The sequence below is a fragment of the Tunturiibacter gelidiferens genome (assembly GCF_013410115.1).
Classification (GTDB): domain Bacteria; phylum Acidobacteriota; class Terriglobia; order Terriglobales; family Acidobacteriaceae; genus Edaphobacter; species Edaphobacter gelidiferens.
Window position 1 is genome coordinate 1,126,515 of record NZ_JACCCV010000001.1, and the last position, 18,775, is coordinate 1,145,289.

15 protein-coding genes are annotated in these 18,775 nt (G+C 58.5%); 7 read left to right on the plus strand and 8 right to left on the minus strand.

The window, feature by feature from the left end; genetic code table 11:
- Window positions 1-5 precede the first annotated feature (5 nt).
- The 3 genes from HDF12_RS04830 to HDF12_RS04840 all read left to right on the plus strand — a co-directional run bounded on the left by HDF12_RS04830 (window position 6) and on the right by HDF12_RS04840 (window position 4,148).
- On the plus strand, window positions 6-2,636 hold the full coding sequence (locus HDF12_RS04830) for a SpoIIE family protein phosphatase (protein ID WP_179581468.1): 2,631 nt from the start codon (window positions 6-8) through the stop codon (window positions 2,634-2,636).
- Window positions 2,637-2,884: 248 nt separating this feature from the next.
- Complete coding sequence (locus HDF12_RS04835; RefSeq protein ID WP_179581469.1) at window positions 2,885-3,613, plus strand: DUF4397 domain-containing protein; 729 nt, start codon at window positions 2,885-2,887, stop codon at window positions 3,611-3,613.
- Window positions 3,614-3,809: 196 nt separating this feature from the next.
- The gene (locus HDF12_RS04840) at window positions 3,810-4,148 is read left to right on the plus strand and encodes a hypothetical protein (protein ID WP_179581470.1); all 339 of its coding nucleotides are present in this window, start codon (window positions 3,810-3,812) and stop codon (window positions 4,146-4,148) included.
- Between the two features lie 127 nt (window positions 4,149-4,275).
- Here HDF12_RS04840 and ahcY read toward each other — a convergent pair whose 3' ends face one another.
- The 4 genes from ahcY to HDF12_RS22630 form a co-directional block, all read right to left on the minus strand.
- Window positions 4,276-5,718: an adenosylhomocysteinase gene (ahcY, locus tag HDF12_RS04845; protein ID WP_179581471.1), complete on the minus strand. Its 1,443-nt coding sequence runs from the start codon at window positions 5,716-5,718 to the stop codon at window positions 4,276-4,278.
- A gap of 215 nt (window positions 5,719-5,933) precedes the next feature.
- The gene (locus HDF12_RS04850; protein ID WP_179581472.1) at window positions 5,934-7,256 is read right to left on the minus strand and encodes an MFS transporter; all 1,323 of its coding nucleotides are present in this window, start codon (window positions 7,254-7,256) and stop codon (window positions 5,934-5,936) included.
- Window positions 7,257-7,678: 422 nt separating this feature from the next.
- A complete protein-coding gene (locus tag HDF12_RS04855; RefSeq protein WP_179581473.1) occupies window positions 7,679-7,963 on the minus strand; it encodes a hypothetical protein in 285 nt (94 codons plus the stop codon).
- 30 nt (window positions 7,964-7,993) lie between these two features.
- Window positions 7,994-9,115, minus strand: a complete 1,122-nt coding sequence (locus tag HDF12_RS22630) for a bifunctional transcriptional activator/DNA repair enzyme AdaA (protein ID WP_306457995.1) — start codon at window positions 9,113-9,115, stop codon at window positions 7,994-7,996.
- Between the two features lie 87 nt (window positions 9,116-9,202).
- Here HDF12_RS22630 and HDF12_RS04865 point away from each other — a divergent pair, with 87 nt between their 5' ends.
- Entirely contained in the window at window positions 9,203-9,727 is a 525-nt protein-coding gene (locus HDF12_RS04865) for a DUF3455 domain-containing protein (protein WP_179581474.1), read from the plus strand.
- Here the strand turns inward: HDF12_RS04865 and HDF12_RS04870 are convergent.
- Complete coding sequence (locus HDF12_RS04870; RefSeq protein ID WP_179581475.1) at window positions 9,709-10,638, minus strand: transglutaminase-like domain-containing protein; 930 nt, start codon at window positions 10,636-10,638, stop codon at window positions 9,709-9,711. The genes HDF12_RS04865 and HDF12_RS04870 overlap by 19 nt on opposite strands.
- Window positions 10,639-10,911: 273 nt before the next feature.
- Here HDF12_RS04870 and HDF12_RS04875 point away from each other — a divergent pair, with 273 nt between their 5' ends.
- Entirely contained in the window at window positions 10,912-12,564 is a 1,653-nt protein-coding gene (locus HDF12_RS04875) for a hypothetical protein (RefSeq protein WP_179581476.1), read from the plus strand.
- 8 nt (window positions 12,565-12,572) lie between these two features.
- Here the strand turns inward: HDF12_RS04875 and HDF12_RS04880 are convergent, their stop codons facing one another.
- The 3 genes from HDF12_RS04880 to HDF12_RS04890 all read right to left on the minus strand — a co-directional run bounded on the left by HDF12_RS04880 (window position 12,573) and on the right by HDF12_RS04890 (window position 15,327).
- The gene (locus tag HDF12_RS04880) at window positions 12,573-13,052 is read right to left on the minus strand and encodes a hypothetical protein (protein ID WP_179581477.1); all 480 of its coding nucleotides are present in this window, start codon (window positions 13,050-13,052) and stop codon (window positions 12,573-12,575) included.
- A gap of 192 nt (window positions 13,053-13,244) precedes the next feature.
- Entirely contained in the window at window positions 13,245-14,417 is a 1,173-nt protein-coding gene (gene metK / locus HDF12_RS04885; RefSeq protein WP_179581478.1) for a methionine adenosyltransferase, read from the minus strand.
- Between the two features lie 493 nt (window positions 14,418-14,910).
- Window positions 14,911-15,327, minus strand: a complete 417-nt coding sequence (locus tag HDF12_RS04890; RefSeq protein ID WP_179581479.1) for a helix-turn-helix domain-containing protein — start codon at window positions 15,325-15,327, stop codon at window positions 14,911-14,913.
- Window positions 15,328-15,673: 346 nt separating this feature from the next.
- On the opposite strand from HDF12_RS04890, the gene HDF12_RS04895 reads away from it, so the two are divergent.
- Entirely contained in the window at window positions 15,674-17,194 is a 1,521-nt protein-coding gene (locus HDF12_RS04895) for a hypothetical protein (RefSeq protein WP_179581480.1), read from the plus strand.
- Between the two features lie 170 nt (window positions 17,195-17,364).
- Complete coding sequence (locus tag HDF12_RS04900; RefSeq protein WP_179581481.1) at window positions 17,365-18,456, plus strand: ABC transporter permease; 1,092 nt, start codon at window positions 17,365-17,367, stop codon at window positions 18,454-18,456.
- The last annotated feature ends 319 nt before the right edge of the window (window positions 18,457-18,775 follow it).

Sequence of the window (18,775 nt, forward strand, 5' to 3'; positions counted from 1 at the left end):
GGCCTATGCCCCAGAGATCCGCACGCCTCCAGTATTTTCTTCTCGCTGTCGTAGCCGCACTTGCGCTTCTGCATGCGTACGGTGCTGCTATTCGCGACTTCAACGTTTTCGTGCACGGCCAGTCCATCGTTCGAGCCCCGTTCGAAAGCGGCGCGCGCCTGGCGACCACGACCAACCTCCGCGAAGAGGCTCTTGCCGCAGGTATCAAACCTTTCGACACCATCCTCACTATCAACGGCCAGCCGTACACCAGTCGCAGTATGCTTCTCGGCCAAATCCGTCGGGCCTCGCCGGGCGACCCAATGACAATCACCTACCGCCACGGCTCTGACGCAGCAATTGAATCAACCAGCATCCGACTAGCCGCGCTTCAGTCCCAGAAGCTCTCGCCCTTCCAAATCTCAGTCAACGTCATATTCGCCGTATTGCCTTTCTTCTGTCTTCTCATCGGTTTGTGGGTGGTCTTCGCTCGTCCGAGAAATTTAAATGCCTGGCTAATTCTGGGGATCCTCTGCTACTTCGACGCTCTTATCATCAACCCGACCCTGATCGTCGGACCCTACCTCCTTCCCCTCGCCTTGACCTGGAATATCGTGGCGCAGGCGGCAATGCCGATCTGCCTTATGTTCTTTGGGGTCTACTTTCCTGATCGCTCACAAACCGATATCAAGTTCCCCTGGGTCAAATGGGTCATAGCGATTCCCCTCATCCTCCTCTGCTCCACGGATTTCATCGCCAACTACGGCGACATGTGGAGCTTCGCTTCGATCTCCTGGTTCGTTCCTTACATGTACCCCGTCAACGTTACGGAAAATGTCTTGAGCGCCATCGCAATCTGTTGGTTCTTCTTAAATCTCGGTCCAAAGATCGGGCAAGCCACCGGAGATGCCCGTCGCCGCCTCCGCGTTCTCTTAGTCGGAACTTCGGTCGGACTCACCCCACTGTTTCTCCTCCTTGCGGTATCCATCTTTCGCGAAAGCGACGTTGGACAGGGAATCCCTGAGTGGGTCAATATCTCCGTCTTCCTCACTCTTCTTATGTTCCCGCTCTCGCTCGCCTACGTTGTCGTCGTACAGCGTGCAATGGATCTTCGCATCATCATCCGCCAGGGAACCCGCTACGCCTTCGCCCGCGAATCTCTTACGGTGGTAAGAGTTGGACTCGCCATTTGGTTGGCCTTCTCCCTCAACGACTTCTTCAGGCACCCCGACCATCAACGCAACGACATCATTCGCATTCTCTGCATCATCGGAGTCTTCTTCGCCTTCCGCTTCGTCGTCTCCAAACGTCTGCAACAGATGATCGACCAGCGCTTCTTCCGCGAGGCTTACTCCACCGAGCAGCTTCTCTCCGAGCTATCCGACGAAGCCCGCAACTTCACCGAAGTCACTCCGCTCCTCGAAACCATCACCCGCCGCCTCAGTTCAACCCTGCACATCGACCGCATCGCCGTCTTCCTCCGCTCCGGCGATAACTATCATCTCCAACTAGCCACCGGAATGCCCATGCCCGCCGCTGGTGGACCCCAGTTCTTCTCTCTTCCGGCCGCCTCGACCACCATCACCACGCTCAGCCGGGCTAAAGCCCCCGCCAATGTCTATCGCGACGACCCTTCCAGCTGGCTCATCGACGCCACCGACGCCGAACGCAACGCCCTAAACGACCTGTCCACTGAGCTCCTCGTTCCTCTGCCCGGCCGCACTCGCCTCGCCGGAGTCATCGCCCTCGGCCCCAAAAGCTCCGAGGAGCCCTACACCAAAACCGACCGCCAGCTCCTCCAGACCATCGCCTCACAGACCGGCCTCGCCCTCGAAAACGCCGAACTCCTCCAAAACCTCACCACCGAGGTAGCCCAGCGCGAACGCATCTCTCGCGAGATCGAGATCGCCCGCGAGGTCCAGGAGCGCCTCTTCCCGCAGACCTATCCCAAACTTTCAGGCGTAGATCTCGCAGGATTCTGCCGCCCCGCTCAGGTCGTCGGAGGCGACTACTACGACTTCTTCCTCCTCCCTTCAGACTCAACCACAGACTCCCGCCTGGCCCTCGCCCTCGGCGACATCTCCGGCAAAGGGATCTCCGCCGCGCTCCTCATGGCAAGCCTCCGAGCCAGTCTTCGCAGCATCGCCGGCCTGCAGCAGAGCGATCTCGCCGCTCTCATCTCCCACGTCAACAAACTTGTCTATGAGTCCTCCACGGCTAACCGCTATGCCACCTTCTTCTACGCCGAATACGATCCCATCAATCATCTACTCACCTACGTCAACGCCGGTCACAACCCTCCTTATGTCCTCCGCGGCACCGAAACCATCGCCCTCGAACCCACCGGAACCGTAGTTGGCCTCCTCCCCGACGCCGAATACTCCCAGGCTACGCTCCAACTGCATCCCGGTGACGTCCTCCTCGCCTTCACCGACGGCATCTCCGAAGCCATGAACCACGATGAAGAAGAGTGGGGCGAAGACAACATGCTTGCATCGGCCCGCCAACTCCTCAACCGCCCGGAGTGCACCACAACCGCTGACCAACTCCTCACCTGCATCTTTGACGCTGCTGACAAATTCACCGCCGGCGCTCCGCAGCACGACGACATGACCCTCCTCGTCTGCACCATCAGCCGCACAGCTACTAATAATTGAAATCTCCAACCGCAATCCAGTCACGTCGCTTTATGAAGTGAAGCAGCGTATCTCCGCACCGTGCGGCAATCGGTCCGACTCGCGCGTTACAAAGTCCTGGCAATCACAAACAAAATCTGATGATTACCCCGTATCCCACAGATTGGTCATACCCTCCATCCGTTCTGCACTCTCCTGCGTAGTGAAATCGAGTAAAGTGGAAGCAGCGCGGCGCCTCCATCAACTTGAGGATCACTAGTCGACGGTCTATGTTCAATCTCATTCATCTCGTCGCTCGCGTCGCCGCGGCCATAGCGATCCTGCTCACACTTAGCGGATGCGGAGCCATCGTCAACACTGCTCCCGCACCTCAGGTTCGCGTCGTCACCGCCTCCCCTGACGCTCCCAGGCTCGACATCTATCAGGGCTCCAACGCCCTCGCTCACAACCTCGGCTTCGGCACCATCACGTCCTATATTCCGCTCTCACCCGGCAGCGACACGATCGCCGCAAACACGGCCGGAACCAGGCAGCTTCTCTCCATATCGAGGATGAACTTCGCAGCCTCTGGTCAATACACCGTTCTCATTGGCAGCACCGCCGCCAGCATGCAGCAGCTCACCCTCACCGATCAGAGCCAACCCGCACCCCAGGGCCAGATCGCGCTCCGTTTCCTCAACCAGGCCACGCGCTCGGGTGCCGTCGACATCTATCTCGTCCCCGCCGGTCAGAGACTCACCGCCGTCGCGCCCACCGTGACCAACATTTCCTTCGGCGCGAACACCGGCTACCTCAACATCCCGGCCGGTGCCTACTCATTCGTCATGCTGCCCGCCGGAACCGTCCCCCCCAATTCATCTCTCGCGGTCTACAACGGTTCGCAAGTCACATACTCCTCCGGCTCAGCCCATACCGTCATCCTCATTGATCAACAGCCGGCCTCCGCACCGGGCCTCCAGGTCATTACCGCCAGCGACTTCGACCCCGCCACGAACTAGCGCCGCCAGGCCGTTCTCGCAAAGTAAATCCACAGCAAGCCTCGCGCATACCCATAGAGCGCGCGAAAGTCGCGGCGTTTCGAAAAAATATACTTCTTCGATTTACCACAACACCCGCAAAGCCCCTGTGTCTATTCCCTCCGTAAGCGGTAGCAGCAAGATTGAAGCGACCGCAATAAATTACAGGAGCGCCACCATGAACCTCACCAAACTTGCCCTCATCGCCTCTCTCACTCTCGCCCCCGCCGCTATCTTCGCGCAGACCCCCACCCCTGGCCAGAACGACTACAACATCAACCAGCGCAAAGCCGACCAACAGCAGCGTATCGGCCAGGGCGTTCAGAGCGGCCAGCTTACCGCCGGCGAAACCGCTCACCTCGAGCATCAGGAAGCCGGCATCAATAAAGAAGAGCGCGGTATGCGCGCCCAGGACAACGGCCAGCTCACCAAATCCGACCGCCAGACGATTCACAAGCAGCAGAACCAGGAATCCCGCCGTATCTACCGCGACAAGCACAACAACAAGGTGCGGTAACGGATACGCCTCCCCGATCTTCCACTGCAATCCTGAATACTGAATGAACGTGCCTTGTTCTCTCCATGCAGCAAAACAAAAAGGCCGCCGAGGAACTCCTCAGCGGCCCTTTGTTTCGTCTTGAAGCTTAGTACCGGTAGTGATCCGCCTTGTACGGTCCTTCCACCGGAACGCTCAGGTAATCCGCCTGCTTCTTGGAGAGCGTCGTCAGCTTCACGCCGATCTTCTCCAAATGCAGCCGTGCAACCTCTTCGTCCAGCTTCTTCGGCAGAATGTAGATCCCGATCTTGTACGTATCCTTGTTCTTCCACAGATCAAGCTGCGCCAGCGTCTGGTTGGCAAAGCTGTTCGACATCACAAAGCTCGGATGCCCAGTCGCGCAGCCCAGGTTCACCAGCCGGCCCTCGGCCAGAACGAAGATGCTGTTGCCGCTCTCGAACGTGTACTTGTCCACCTGAGGCTTGATGTTCAGCTTCTTCACGCCCTTCAGCGCATTCAGCGGCTCCATCTGAATCTCGTTGTCGAAGTGGCCGATGTTGCACACAATCGCCTGGTCCTTCATCAGCTTCATATGCTCAACGGTAATGATGTCCACGTTGCCCGTGCAGGTAACGTAGATATCGCCACGGCCCAGCGTCTCTTCAATCGTCGTGACCTCGTACCCTTCCATCGCAGCCTGCAGCGCATTGATCGGATCGATCTCCGTTACGACCACTCGCGCCCCAAGGCCACGCAGCGAAGCAGCCGAGCCCTTGCCCACATCGCCGTATCCGCAAACGACTGCAACCTTACCCGCAATCATCACGTCAGTCGCGCGCTTGATGCCATCCACCAGCGATTCGCGGCAGCCATACAGGTTGTCGAACTTCGATTTTGTAACCGAATCGTTTACATTGATCGCCGGAACCAGCAGGGTGCCCTTCTCGAGCATCTTGTAGAGCCGGTGGACGCCCGTCGTCGTCTCTTCCGAAACGCCGCGCCACTCCTTCGCCACATCCTGCCAGCGCCTCGGATGCTCGGCATGCACCTTCTTCAACAGAGCCTTGATCACATCCTCTTCGGTCGAGCTCGAAGGCGAGTCAATCCACTTGTCGCCCTTCTCCATATCAACGCCCTTGTGGATCAGCAGCGTCACATCGCCGCCATCATCGATCACAAGCTGTGGACCAAGCAGTCCACCCTTTCCATCAGGGAACTTCAACGACTCATTCGTGCACCACCAGAACTCCTCCAGCGTCTCGCCCTTCCAGGCAAACACCGGCACGCCTGCCGCCGCAATCGCCGCCGCCGCATGGTCCTGGGTTGAGAAGATGTTGCAGCTCGCCCAGCGCACATTCGCGCCCAGCGCCACCATCGTCTCAATCAGTACAGCCGTCTGGATCGTCATATGCAGCGAGCCCGTCACGCGAACGCCAGCCAGCGGCTTACCCGCGGCATACTTATTGCGGATCGACATCAACCCGGGCATCTCCTGCTCGGCGATCTCAATCTCCTTCCGGCCAAAATCCGCCAGAGAAATATCGGCTACTTTGTAGTCCGCTGCTGCCTTATCGACTGTCGCTGTCGCCATAATAGGAAACCTCAAAATGCTGAATTTTTACTTGATCCAGAATATCATCGCAACCATTATTCCCCGATGAAATAAGCGTCGCTGCAATTGGCCCCATCGAACTCTTCCTAAGTCTTTTCAGTGAGATGACCATGCTCTCTGTTTATCAAAATCACGCAGCCGTTAGACATCTCAGGGATGCAAAGCAATCAAGAAAACTTGGCCCACGAAAATTGCTAGTGCTCATTCTCCGCAATCGCCCGAGTCTCTTTACTCCTTGCCACCAGAGCCAGCCCCGCAGCACCCAGCGCCATCGCACTGATCAGATACAGCCCCCCGGTAAAGCTCTGCGTCGCATCTCGCAGCCGCCCCGTCATATATGGTCCCGCAAATCCCCCCACTCCCCCAACCATCTGCAGGATCGCCACCGCCCCCGCTGCCGCCGTCCCACTCAGCATGCTCGTCGCCAACGTCCAGAACGGCCCCATCATGCTCCAGAGTCCAATCGCCGCCAGCGTCATCGCGCACAACGCAACTACCAAAGCATGCGCCCACGCTGCCCACGCAAACCCCACCGCCGACAACGTCAGACATCCAGCAATATGCCATCGCCTCTCATTCCGTCTATCCGAACTCCACCCCACCACCACCGTCATCACCGCTGCCGCCAGATAAGGAAACGTCGCGTAGCGCGCAATCAAGATCGCATCTCGCTCCCCGCCATGCGAGAAGCTCTGCAGAATAAGCGGCATCCACAGATTCACGATGTACACACCCACTTGACTCACAAAATAAACACCCGCAAGCACCCAAAGCGCCGGCAATCGAAATGCATCGAGCAGCTTATGGTGCGTCGATGCCCCAAACCGCTCCTTATCCCTCTGCAACTCCCCCTCAAGCCACGTGCGCTCCTCAGGCCGCAGCCAACCGGCCTTCGACGGCCCATCCTTCAACACAAACAGCACCGATATCCCCAGCAGAATCGTAGGAACTCCCTCCGATACAAACAGCCACTGCCAACCCGCCAATCCCCCCACTCCATCCAGCTTTAGCAGATAACTCGAAAGCGGCCCACCCACCACTCCCGCCAGCGAAGTCGCCGTCATAAACTTCGCCACCGCCCGCGCCCGCTCCTGCGTAGGAAACCAATACGTCAGGTAAATAATCATCCCCGGGAAAAATCCCGCCTCACTCACACCTAGTAAAAACCGCAGCACATAGAACGACTCCTTCGAGTGCATAAACATCATGCAGGTCGAGATCACGCCCCAAGAGATCATGATCCGCGCAATCCATATCCGCGCACCAACACGCGTCAGCATCAAATTACTAGGCAGATCGAACAGCACCGACCCAAGAAAGAAAATCCCCGCGCCCGTCCCATACACGGTATTGCTGAAGTGCAGATCCCGCTGCAGATCATAAGCAGCAAACCCCACATTCACCCGATCCAAATACGCCACAATGTAAAGCAGAAAAATATAAGGAATCAGCCGCCACGTAATCTTCGAGTAAAGCGCCCGTCCATCCACCGCCATCTCAGGAACCGCTTTCGACATCGCTCTACTCTAATCTTTCACGTGCGCAAGATCGAGAATCTTCTCGGGTGAACACAAGGCAGTAATTGAGAGACATTCTTTGTGAGTACAATCCCCAAATGTTCAGTTTGAAGACTTATGCGCAAGCTCCTGGGTGTGGAGCGCACTCCCCAGCACTGTCCTGCGCATTCTCAATACCTCCAGAGCTGCCGACACTGTCGGTCAGCCGAAAAGCGAGTTGCGAAAACATGGGGACGTTACTGGAACACCGGCAGTTCGCCGAATCCCTACCTAAATCCTCCCAGCTTTGACACAGTCCCCATTCCGCCAGCGTCCGACTCCGGTTTCACTGGGTTCGGCGCTGGAGATAGCGGCGGGGGAGGCGCTAGTTTCTAGCGTTGTCTCACTCTCGACGGATCGATCCATTAGTCGTGGCTATCGCTTTAACGCGCCGGCGGAATAATCTGCACTCGCTTTGACTCTGAATAAGATCGCCATCCTGCGAACGCCAAAAGCACAAACAGCCCCGCGAACCCAAGTACCACGCCGAATGCACCCGCTACTCCCAGCAGCGTGACCCAGAGCGGATTCGTCTTCTCGGAAAAATAAGCGAACGCCGCAACAATATCCCCGAGCAAGAGCATGAGCGAAAACAGCAGCACCGATACGCTCGCTATGATCCAACTCTTGAACCCATCCGGCAGCGGTTTGCTCCTGGCAGCACTCATCGTGCAATCATTGTCGCTCACCAGCAAACCTCACGCCCGCTCAGCCTCCAGCAGCCGCCTCTTCCGCTCAACGCCCCATCGATATCCAGTGATCGCCCCACCCTTACCCACCACACGATGGCAAGGCACCGCAATCGCAATCGGATTCGCCCCACAGGCCCCCGCTACCGCACGCGAAGCCGAAGGCGCGCCCAACTGCAACGCCACCTCCGAGTAACTCCTCGTCTCCCCCCGCGGAATAGCCTGCAGCGCCTTCCACACACGCTGTTGAAACGCCGTAGCCCTCACATCCAGTGGAAACGTAGCTGCCAGCGGATGCTCCCCAAGCTGACTCGACACAAACGCCACCGCATCCGCCAGCCACCCCGTGTTCCCCTTAGCCACCACCAGCTGCGCCTTCGAGAACTGCTCCCGCAGCCCAGCAATCAACTCCTTATCATCCTTCCCAAACGCAATCGAGCAGATCCCCACATCCGTCGTCGCCACCAGCATCCGCCCCAACCGACTAGCCGCCGTACAGTACCGAATCAACAACCCAGCCCCACCCTCCCGCATCACCCGCGGAGTCATCCCCAGCGTCGCCTTACTCTTCTCATACAACCTGCTGCTCGACCCAAACCCCGCGTCGTAGATCGCATCCGTAATCGGAGCCTTCACCTTCTTGGGTTCCCTCACCCTGCTCTTGAACCGTTCCAGCCGAGCCTCCTTCGCATACTGCCCCGGACTCACCCCCAGCACGCGCTTGAACCCACGCAGAATCGTCAGTCGCCCCACACCCGTAGCCTTCGCCACATCGGCCAGTCTCGTCCTCTCCTCCGCATGATCCTTCAAATACTCCGTCACCGCCGCAATCGCACCCGCCTGCGGATCAGCCTTCGCCTCGGCACTCTCCGGCTCACACCGCTTGCAAGCCCGGTATCCCGCAGCCTCAGCCAGCGCCGGGGTAGGGAAGAACGTCACATTCTTCCGCGAAGGCCGACGGCTCGCACAGCTAGGCTTGCAATACACCTTCGTGGACTTCACGGCGTACACAAACTGCCCATCCGCGCTCGCATCCCGCCCCAGCACCTGCTGCCACTGCTTCCCGGGAAAGTAACTCGGAACCACCACATCGCTCTTCGCTGCACTCGTCATCGTCATTGTCTCTGTCATTCCAGTATCCTCCCACCCACCGAAGATCCGCACACTCCGTTTCGTGTCTTCAAAGTAGTGAAACCTCTACGGCGTAAACTACGGTCGATGAAACTGCGAACCTCTCTCCGTCTCTCCGTCTCCGCGACTGTCATCTTTGCGGCCTTCTCCTCCGCTCAAAGCCCCACCGATCTGTCAATCACCGTCCCGCCGCCCCCGCAACGCCCCATCCTCACCGTCGCCGGCAAAGGGGTACAGGTCTACGCCTGCCAGCAAACCGACACCGGCCCCCAATGGATCTTCAAGGCTCCCGAGGCCACCCTCACTGACGAATCCGGCCTCACCGTCGGCACCCACAGCGCAGGTCCCATCTGGATCTCGAAAGATGGCAGCTCGACAAAGGGCGAGCTCCTGCAAAAAAGCCCATCTCCCGAACCCGGAGCGATCCCCTGGCTTCTCCTCAAAGCCGCCAGCCCCACCGGTTCCGGCATCATGACCCACGTAGAGTTCATCCGCCGCTCTGACACCCACGGCGGCATCGCTCCCACCACCGGGTGCGACGCCCAACACCTCACAGCCACCACCCGCGTACCCTACACCGCCACCTACACCTTCTACTCCGCCAAACCCTGAACCGCTCCCGCCGAGCCGCGATTCGCCGACGTCACCAGAGGCTCCTGCGCTATCGCACCTGGCAGGCTTGGCACCGTCGTCCCATCCGCGAGCACCTCATAGCTGTCCACATAAAAGTTCGTCAAAATCGCATTCCCGAATGAAGTCGTAATCGCCACATCCGCAGCATCCCGTCCCACAGCCATCAGCACTCGCCCCACCCTCGGTTCGTTATGCCGTGCGTCCATCGTCATCCAGCGCCCATCAAGAAACACCTCATACCACGCGCTAAAATCCCCCGCCCCGCTATAGGGCCAGCGAATATCCCCGAGATACCCCGTCACATACCGCGCCGGAATATTCTGGCACCGCGACAGCGTGATCGCCAGATGCTGATAATCCCGGCAAACTCCAATCCGCTCCGCATAAACATCCATCGCCGTCTTCGTCGGCCGTGCCGTCTTGTAGTTGAACATCACCTTCTCATGCACCCAGTCGCGTATCGCAGAAGCCTTCGTCCACCCCGGCGTCATCCAGCCAAAGAGATCCTGCGAGATCGGCCCAAACATGTCCACCTCGCAGTACCGGCTCGCCAGCAAAAACTGCAATACCTCAGACGGAAGATTCTCCACCGGAGCCTGCTGCGCATAGGCGTTGATCGGATCGGCCAACCCCTCCATCTCCACAACGCTCGTCCCGCTCAAACGAATCGCACCCGCCGGCGTAACAAACCGCGTGCACCGATTCCCAAACACATCGTGGTACTCCGACAACGGAACATCTGTCTTCGCGTCCTGGTCGATATGTTCGACCTTCAGTTCATTCCCCGCGCGCACCTGGGGCTCCAGCGACGGGTGCAGATGCAACATCGCCACCATTGGAGTAGGCATAGGAAGGTGAAATTCAATATCGTATTCAGACTTAACAAGCATCGAAAACCCTCATCTCTATTGGGGTTGGTATTGAATGTGATGCAATTAAGCGATAGCCAGCAGTCTACTGCATCTCCCCCTGAACCCCACCACCAAAAAGAAAGAAGCAAGTTCACCAGTTCGAGTCGATCCCGCGGCGTGACCTCACACAAAAGGGCAACGCGACGGTGCGTACATCGCGCCGCGCAGAAAATTTGACTCGGCGACAGGTTGAGGCTCTTTCGGTAAAATGGCGCATCTCGTAAGATCCGTTTACTTCCGGAGGCCCTGCAAATGCAAAGCCCTCTGCCAAATCGCTATACCCGCGCTCTCCTTGCGATCTCCCTGGGGTTTTGCACGCTCCAGGTCTGCACGGCTCAGGCAACAGCGCAGGGGTTCGGCACTACGGATCGCCTCACCGCCAAACTGGTCAAGCAAACGCCTCCTGACTTCCCTCTCTTCGAGAAGCGCGTGGCGTTCAATATCAGCGGAGTCGGTTACCCCGAACTGGCAACCAGCCTCTCCACCAGGGTTGCGGCCACTCTTGCCTCGCGCGGAATCTCTGTCGTCAACGCTTCTGACATAGCCACCCGAATCGATCTCTCTCTTTCCAATTACCGGAACTCAAGAGCACAGGCCGCACCGCCCGAGCAGCCCAAAGCGACCTCGGAACCCCAATCGGCTGCCGACAACAACTGGAATGGCTTCCTGACAGTGACATGTGTCCTGCGCGAGCCTGGAGCCACGCAGGACAGCAAAAAAACCTTCAACGTCGAGGCGTCCCTTGACTCCGGGCGCGCGACCCTTCAAAGTCCAGACGCCGAGCTGCTAAACGCCAGGCTGGTCGACAACTTCATCAGCCTCTTCACGCAAGAGTTCTTCGGCGGCAAGCAGGAGATCGAGGTGCCTCTTCCCGTAGGATCGCTTCGCGAAGCCAGCCTGCTCGGCCAACAAGGACGGTGGTTCGATATGTTCACCATGCTGACCCACAAAGGCCCTCTCCCAAACCAACTGGATGAGTCCTACAGGCTCTATTCCTTGGGAGTCACTTATGAGGCAGTCGCCAACCTCGAGCCTTACTCCTCCACCGCAACCGGACAACTCTTCTCTAACGCTTACATGGCGTACTCTCAGGCTTATCTCAAAAACCCTAAACAACCGGTTTTCGTTCAAGCGGGGAGTCGGGTCCTCGCAGCGGATGGCGCCGTAGCCGCTCGTTCGGGCACTCTCTCCATCCTGCAGTCGATGCAGCGCACCGTCGAACAGCAAAACAGGTACTCCGCGTCGGCTAACCAGAGCATGCGGGACGAATTCCAAAAAAATATGGAAGCGCCGTCACGGCCCCTCTCGCCCTCTTTCCCTTGGCCGCCTCCACCCAGCACCAGTATGCAGGTTCTTCCCGAAGACCTCTTCAAGCAGCAGCCTCCCCTGCATTCGATCGACGATGCCAATCACCTTCTCCTCTCTGCGCTGGAATCCAAAGGCTACGTCGAGCACAGCTACTACTCCGTCCCCGGTGGATTCGCCCTTGTCACACGAATCGAGCAGATCGACTCCACCGGCGCGCCCTTGCCGCCTCCGGATCGTTGGGCTCTGGGCAAGGTACAGCTGCGCCAACCTTCTCTCCAGGAATGGGCGAAGGCTCTCTTCAACGCTCGCCCTGGCTTCTACCGGGTCATCGTCTTCGTCATCTCGAACAAACCTTTCAGTCAGAGCGGCGCAATGCCGGACCAGACCCAGGCGCGGCAATGGATTACAGAGGGGTCAAACGTACTCGACAGCTCAGTCGCCTCCACACCCATCGCTCCCGGCTACAACTGCACGGCTCTCATCTATGAGTTCAGGCGAGACCTCGACCACGGCACGCTCTTTGTCGAGGACAGTGCGCCGGACGCTCGGACGCAGCTCAAAAACGCAGGTATCTGGTCAGCTCTCTCGCTCCGCTGAGACACGCATTACGTCAGCGAGCTTTCCGGTGGTGCCGCCTTAAAGAACAGCACCCCAATCACTGAAGCCACCAGAGTCTGAACAGGAGCCAGCCAGTATTTGGAGATTCGCATCAGCTCAAAAGAGTCCGCCGCGACGAAAGGTTCTATCGCGATGGTCAGTACGACCAGCAGCAGGTAGACAATCGAGAGCGCATAACACAGCCTCAAAAAAGATCGTCTCACCACATACTTCAGCCGTCGCGCGTCGAGCGCCGTGTAGCAGAGCGCACCGACGATAACGCCCACCGTCGGCATGACCGACCCCAGAAACCACTTCCACGCTGGCTCAGGATCTTCCCCGTAATGGCCCGACAAGGACTGGGCAATCAGTACCAGGCCAATCACTAATGCGGAGATCAGCCAGAGTTTTGAGAGAGACGACCTCACCTGCTCCAAAGAGGCGAGCTCGCTATCGGCTAACTCCTGCATGTTCTTTGCTGGCGCCATAGGTTGATCGATGCGAATGCTTCAAGGGAAGTGTCAAGCCCGACCAGAGTACCCCATCTCCGGCCAATACGACACCCGTCCCTTCGGCTTGCGTCTCAACCTTCGCAAAAACGGTCCTCGGCAAGTCGACATTTCCCCCCAAAAAAAGAGCAGGCCCGAAGGCCCGCCCTTTCTCAGCGAATTCAACACAGCTTACTTCGCAGTAGCCTGCTTCACCCCAGCCTGCTCCGCCAGCGCAGCAGCCTTGTCGGTCTTCTCCCACGTAAAGCCCTCGCCCTTGCGGCCAAAGTGACCATACGCTGCCGTCGCCTTGAAGATCGGCTTACGCAGATCGAGCCCTTCGATGATGCCCTTCGGCGTCAGCGAGAAGTTCTTCCGAACCAGGTCCTCAAGCTTCGACTCATCGACCTTGCCCGTGCCAAACGTATCCACCAGCACGCTCACCGGCTCTGCCACGCCAATCGCGTAGGCCAACTGCACCTCGCAACGATCCGCCAGCCCAGCCGCGACGATGTTCTTCGCCACGTACCGCGCCATGTACGCCGCCGAACGATCCACCTTCGTCGCATCCTTACCGCTGAAAGCTCCGCCGCCGTGCCGTCCCATGCCGCCATACGTGTCGACGATGATCTTCCGACCCGTCAAACCCGTGTCGCCCATCGGTCCGCCGACCACAAACCGGCCCGTCGGATTGATGTGGTACTTCGTATCCTGGTCCAGCAACGCCGCAGGAATCACAGCCTGAATCACGTGCTTCAAAATATCCGCGCGCAGCTCTTCATTGCCAACGTTCTCCGCATGCTGGGTCGAGATCACCACCGCATCCACCCGCTTCGGCTTGTTATCCGAGTCATACTCCACCGTCACCTGGCTCTTGCCATCCGGCCGCAGGTACGACATCAGCCCCGACTTGCGAACCTCGCTCAGCTTTTGCGCCAGCTTATGCGCCAGCGAGATCGGCGTCGGCATCAGCTCCGGGGTCTCGTTCGTCGCATACCCGAACATCATTCCCTGATCGCCCGCGCCGCCTGTATCCACACCCATGGCGATATCGCCTGACTGCTTGTTGATCGTCGAGATCACCGCGCAGGTGTTCGAATCAAACCCATAGAGCGCGTTGTCATACCCAATCGCGGCAACAGTCCCCCGCACCAGGCTTTGGAAATCGACATAAGCCTGCGTCGTGATCTCCCCGGCGATAACCACCAGACCCGTGCAGGTCAGCGTCTCGCACGCCACGCGGCTATAGGGATCCTGCGCCAGGCAGGCGTCCAGAATCGCATCGGAGATCTGATCAGCGATCTTATCCGGATGCCCCTCAGTGACAGACTCACTCGTAAACAAAAAACGGTCGCGTTTAGCCAAAACTCCTCCAAAGAGTACCTGCCCGGACACTTAGCCCGTAACAGCGTGCGTTCTGTCTATTCTACCCACGCTCGCCCAACCGGGCAAAAGGACGCATCCGTCGGCGAAGATGATCATTCAACGGCGATATCCTGCATCAACCGGCAAAACTCTCTGGTTCGTGATACGCAAAATCGCCGCTTCAACCTAAGCCACTGCTTTTCGTACACCTCGTAGCTGGCCACCGCAACCAGCATTGTCCCCGCAAACATCATCAACACAAATCACAGCCCACCCAGCATCACGGACCTAAACGCGCCTGAAACCAAGGCTGAATCCAATCCTTTGCGCAAGCTAAAAACAACGCGGTAAGCATGTATCCCACAGACACATCGGCCGATAAACCGTAGTGCGGATCGCCCACCCGGTCTCAACGAAATGGTAAATGAAGGAGCAGACAGCCGCGCTTGGCCGGCGAAATGTCACTGCACTCAGGCAAGAGAAAAGAGTTCCGTCAGGGGATCAACCGCCCATGCAACGCAAACTTCCACACCGCCCAGCCCAGAACCCCCAGCATCGTCACCATGGTTCCGACGCCCATCCATCGAATGTTCGTCTTCGATTCGACACCACTTCTGTTCCTTCGCACATTCTCCGCGAACTCAGTCCAATCGGTATCTTCGCTGCCCGCGCCACTCTCCCTCAGGGTCGCCTCGAACCGTTCGATCCACGGAGCCTCTTCCAACCCCACCGCTGCTAAATAGCTGCGAAGAATACCTTTTCGGAACACCCCGCCCGGCAAAGCGTCGTACTCTCCGGCCTCAAGCGCCTCCAGGTGACGCAGCGACACCTTCGTCTCGTCGGAGATCCTCTCCATCGAGACCTTGCGCCTCTCCCGCTCCCGCCGTAGCTCGTCGCCGAATCGTTCCATTCGCTCCGTCTAACCCTTATCGGCGCAGGCCTCATTCCTGCGCGGCACACGCTAATTCATCGAAGAATAGACCGGGTCATTTGTCAAAGTCAAAGCTACTTTTGGGTTACGCGTGCCCGCTTACCATATTGGAACCAGAGTAGTTAGGCATGTTTACTTCGAAGTCGTCACTATCCACTCCCACTTAAGAGGGATTCCTTTGACGATCCATTGCCCAATCGCTATCATCGCAGTTGAAGCGTCGATCGAAAATCCTCCAGCTTTTGACGGTCCAAACGTAGAGTTCCCTACCTGCGATCGCAGACCTTCTCGAAGCCGTCCCAGTCCTGGTTGAGAAAGAGAACGAGTGCGCGTCCCCTTTCCCGAAAGCATTCCGATCGTCCCCGTATTCTTCTTTGCGGCGACCCTCCTGGTCATCCAGCTCTCTCAAGGCACCAGCCCTACCTTCGCTCTCGGCTGCTTCTTCTATATTCTGGTCGCCACGCACGCCTTCAACGTCGCCGGAGGGTTCACTCGAACCTCCGGCGCCTTCATCTTCTTCAACTCCGTACTCGGCGTCATCGTTGGTCTCTGCGTAAAGGCTTATCTCGACGAGCCGGCAGACTCCAACCTCTTCGCTCCCGACCTCACTATCAGAGTCCTGCTCGCCGGAATGTGCATGATGCTGGTGGCCGTCTACCTCACTAAGAGATTCGCGCCCCGGCGCGCGCTCCTGGGAAAAATGGTCACTGACGCCAAGATGCAGACAGCTACCGTCGGCAGTCTCATCGCGGGCCTTGTCCTCAATATCGCTTTTAGCCTGATCCCCTCCGGCAGCGGGTCGGTCCTCAGCGCTCTCAGTCAGCTCAATCGCTTCTTCCCCATGGCGATCGTACTTGGTGTCATCAACACGATTCGCCGCAGCGGCGGCAGACGCAGCGTCAACCTGCCCGTCCTGCTCGCCGGCGCCATCATGTTCATTATTGGCGTCTTTGGTTTCTCGAAAGAAGGAATGTTCGCTCCCTTCGCCTGCTGGGTGCTTGCTATAGCCTCCCAGCGATACAAACTCAATCGCGCTCAGGTCGCCGGCGCAATCCTCGTGACCATCTTCGTCTTTCGATACCTCGTCCCCTACGCCCAATACGGAAGAAACTTTCGCGAGGAGAACGGGGGCGCCAGCGTTTCAACTGCGATCTCGCTCCTCTCAAACCTGGGCTACGTCCGCCAGCAGTTCTTAGAAACCTCCGCCGAGTCCTATGACAACCGCGTTCTCGGCTACTTCAACAACCCCCAGGGACTCTTCGATCGCCTGCAAATGATCTCGGTCGATGACGCTCTCATCAACCGAACCGCGGAGTTTGGAACCTTCGGCCTCTACCCCATCTTCGAGGCCTTTGAGAATCTGGTCCCTCACTTTATCTGGCCGAATAAACCCATCCTGCTCAGCGGAAACATCTACGCGCATGAAGTCGGGCTCCTCGGAGAACAGGATGAGAGCACCGGCGTCTCGTTTTCTTCTACCTCCACCGCGTTCCATCTCGCAGGATGGAAGGGGGTCTTTCTCCTTGCCCCTGCCATCTGGTTCCTTCTCTTCTTTGTCTTCGAATCACTCTGCGGAGACACCCGGCAATCCCCCTGGGGGCTCCTCGTCCTGGTCCTCTATAGCCACACCGCCCCGGAGGGCGACATCGGCAACATGGTATACACAGCCACTTACGCCGCGTTCGGTATCGTCTTTGCCGCAGTCGTCGGCGCCTATGTTGCACCCCTGATCGGAACCCTCTTTATCGGCCCCGAAGGCATCGAACTCCGTCGGGGAGGATCTGTCCGAAGCATCGCCGGACGGCTTCTCCTCCCCCCTCCCGCAGAGCCGGATCAGGCACGATAAGCGGGCGTTCGCACGCCTTTTTAAAGCTTCGCCTGGTCCTCCCGTTGGTCGGAATCAACTTCCTTCGCGACCAACGGGAGGACCAGGCGAAGCGGTATACCCGCCACGAAGTGGCCGCCCTCCGCGCAGGAGGCCCGTCCGGCAGGACATTCCCATACACTGATACAAGAATGAATAAATTAGTAGCCGGCAATCTGGTCCACCGTCCCCTCCGCTCGCTCATCAGCTGCCTCGCCATCGCCATCGAGGTCATCATGATCCTCTCCATCACCGCGATCCTCATGGGCAAGCTCAACGGCTTCAAGACCCGCCAGAACGGCATCGGCATGGACATGTTCGTCCGCCCCAACACCGCCAGCAACCTCATCGGCATGAGCCCCGCCGGAGCTTCCATCAAGGTCGCGGACGTCCTCGCCAAGATCCCCCACGTCATCGTCTCCGCCCCCGTCAACGTCCAGATCAACAGCTCCCTCGACACCATCTACGGCATCGACTTCAAAAGCTTCGACGCGCTCCTCCCCTTCACCTTCCTCTCCGGCACACCCTTCCAGGGCCCCGACGACGTCATCCTCGACGACTACGCCGCCGCAGGTAAGAAGGTCGGCGACCACATCAGCATCCTCAACCACCCCTTCCGCATCTCCGGCATCGTCGCCCACGGCAAAGGCGGCCGCAAGTTCGTCCCCATCGACACCATGGGCTCGCTCACCGGCACCGAAGGTAAGGCCACCATGTTCTACCTCCGCACCGAAGACCAGCCGAAGTACCAGGACGAGGTCCGCAAGGACATCCTCGCCACCCCCGGCATGAGCACCTACAACGTCGCCACCGCCGAGGAGTATCTCTCCTCCATCTCGCCCGATCGCCTTCCCGGCTTCAACATCGGCCTTCAGGTCGTCATCGGCATCGCCGTCATCATCGGCTTCCTCGTCATCTTCCAGTCCATGTACACCGCCGTCATGGAGCGCACCCGCGAGATCGGCATCCTCAAATCCATGGGAGCCTCCCGCTCCTACATCGTCGGCATCGTCCTCCGCGAGACCGGCGTCCTCGCCACCATCGGCATCGTCCTCGGCATCGCGGCCAGCTTCGCCCTAAGCGCCGCGCTAGAAGCCCGTTTCCCCACGCTCGACTTCGTCATCAACGTCCCCTACGTCTGGAAGGCCACCGCCATCGCCTTCATCGGAGCCCTTCTAGGCGCACTCTACCCAGCCCTCAAAGCCGCCAGCAAAGACCCCATCGACGCCCTCTCCTACGAGTAAGAACTGTTTGGACGTTACCCAGTCTTCCTCGGTCGCAGAAGTTTGCTCGCGGCTGGGGTTGATGTAGAGGCCTAATGTAGAGGGCTAAAAAAGCACACCGATCCATTCGATCTTTACCAAGTATTGAATTGACCCCTCTTGGCACCCGGCGTAAAATTTGCCCGTCGCGTAAGTGATCTTCCCTCGCGACTCTCGTCGGCCCTGGTCCCCCAAGAATCTATTGCCCCCCTGAATCCCCCAGGAATCCACCGGCTACCCGATTCATTCCACTAAAACGGCGCCTCATCGAGAGCCCTTCCGCTCTCGAAAAGCTGTTTGC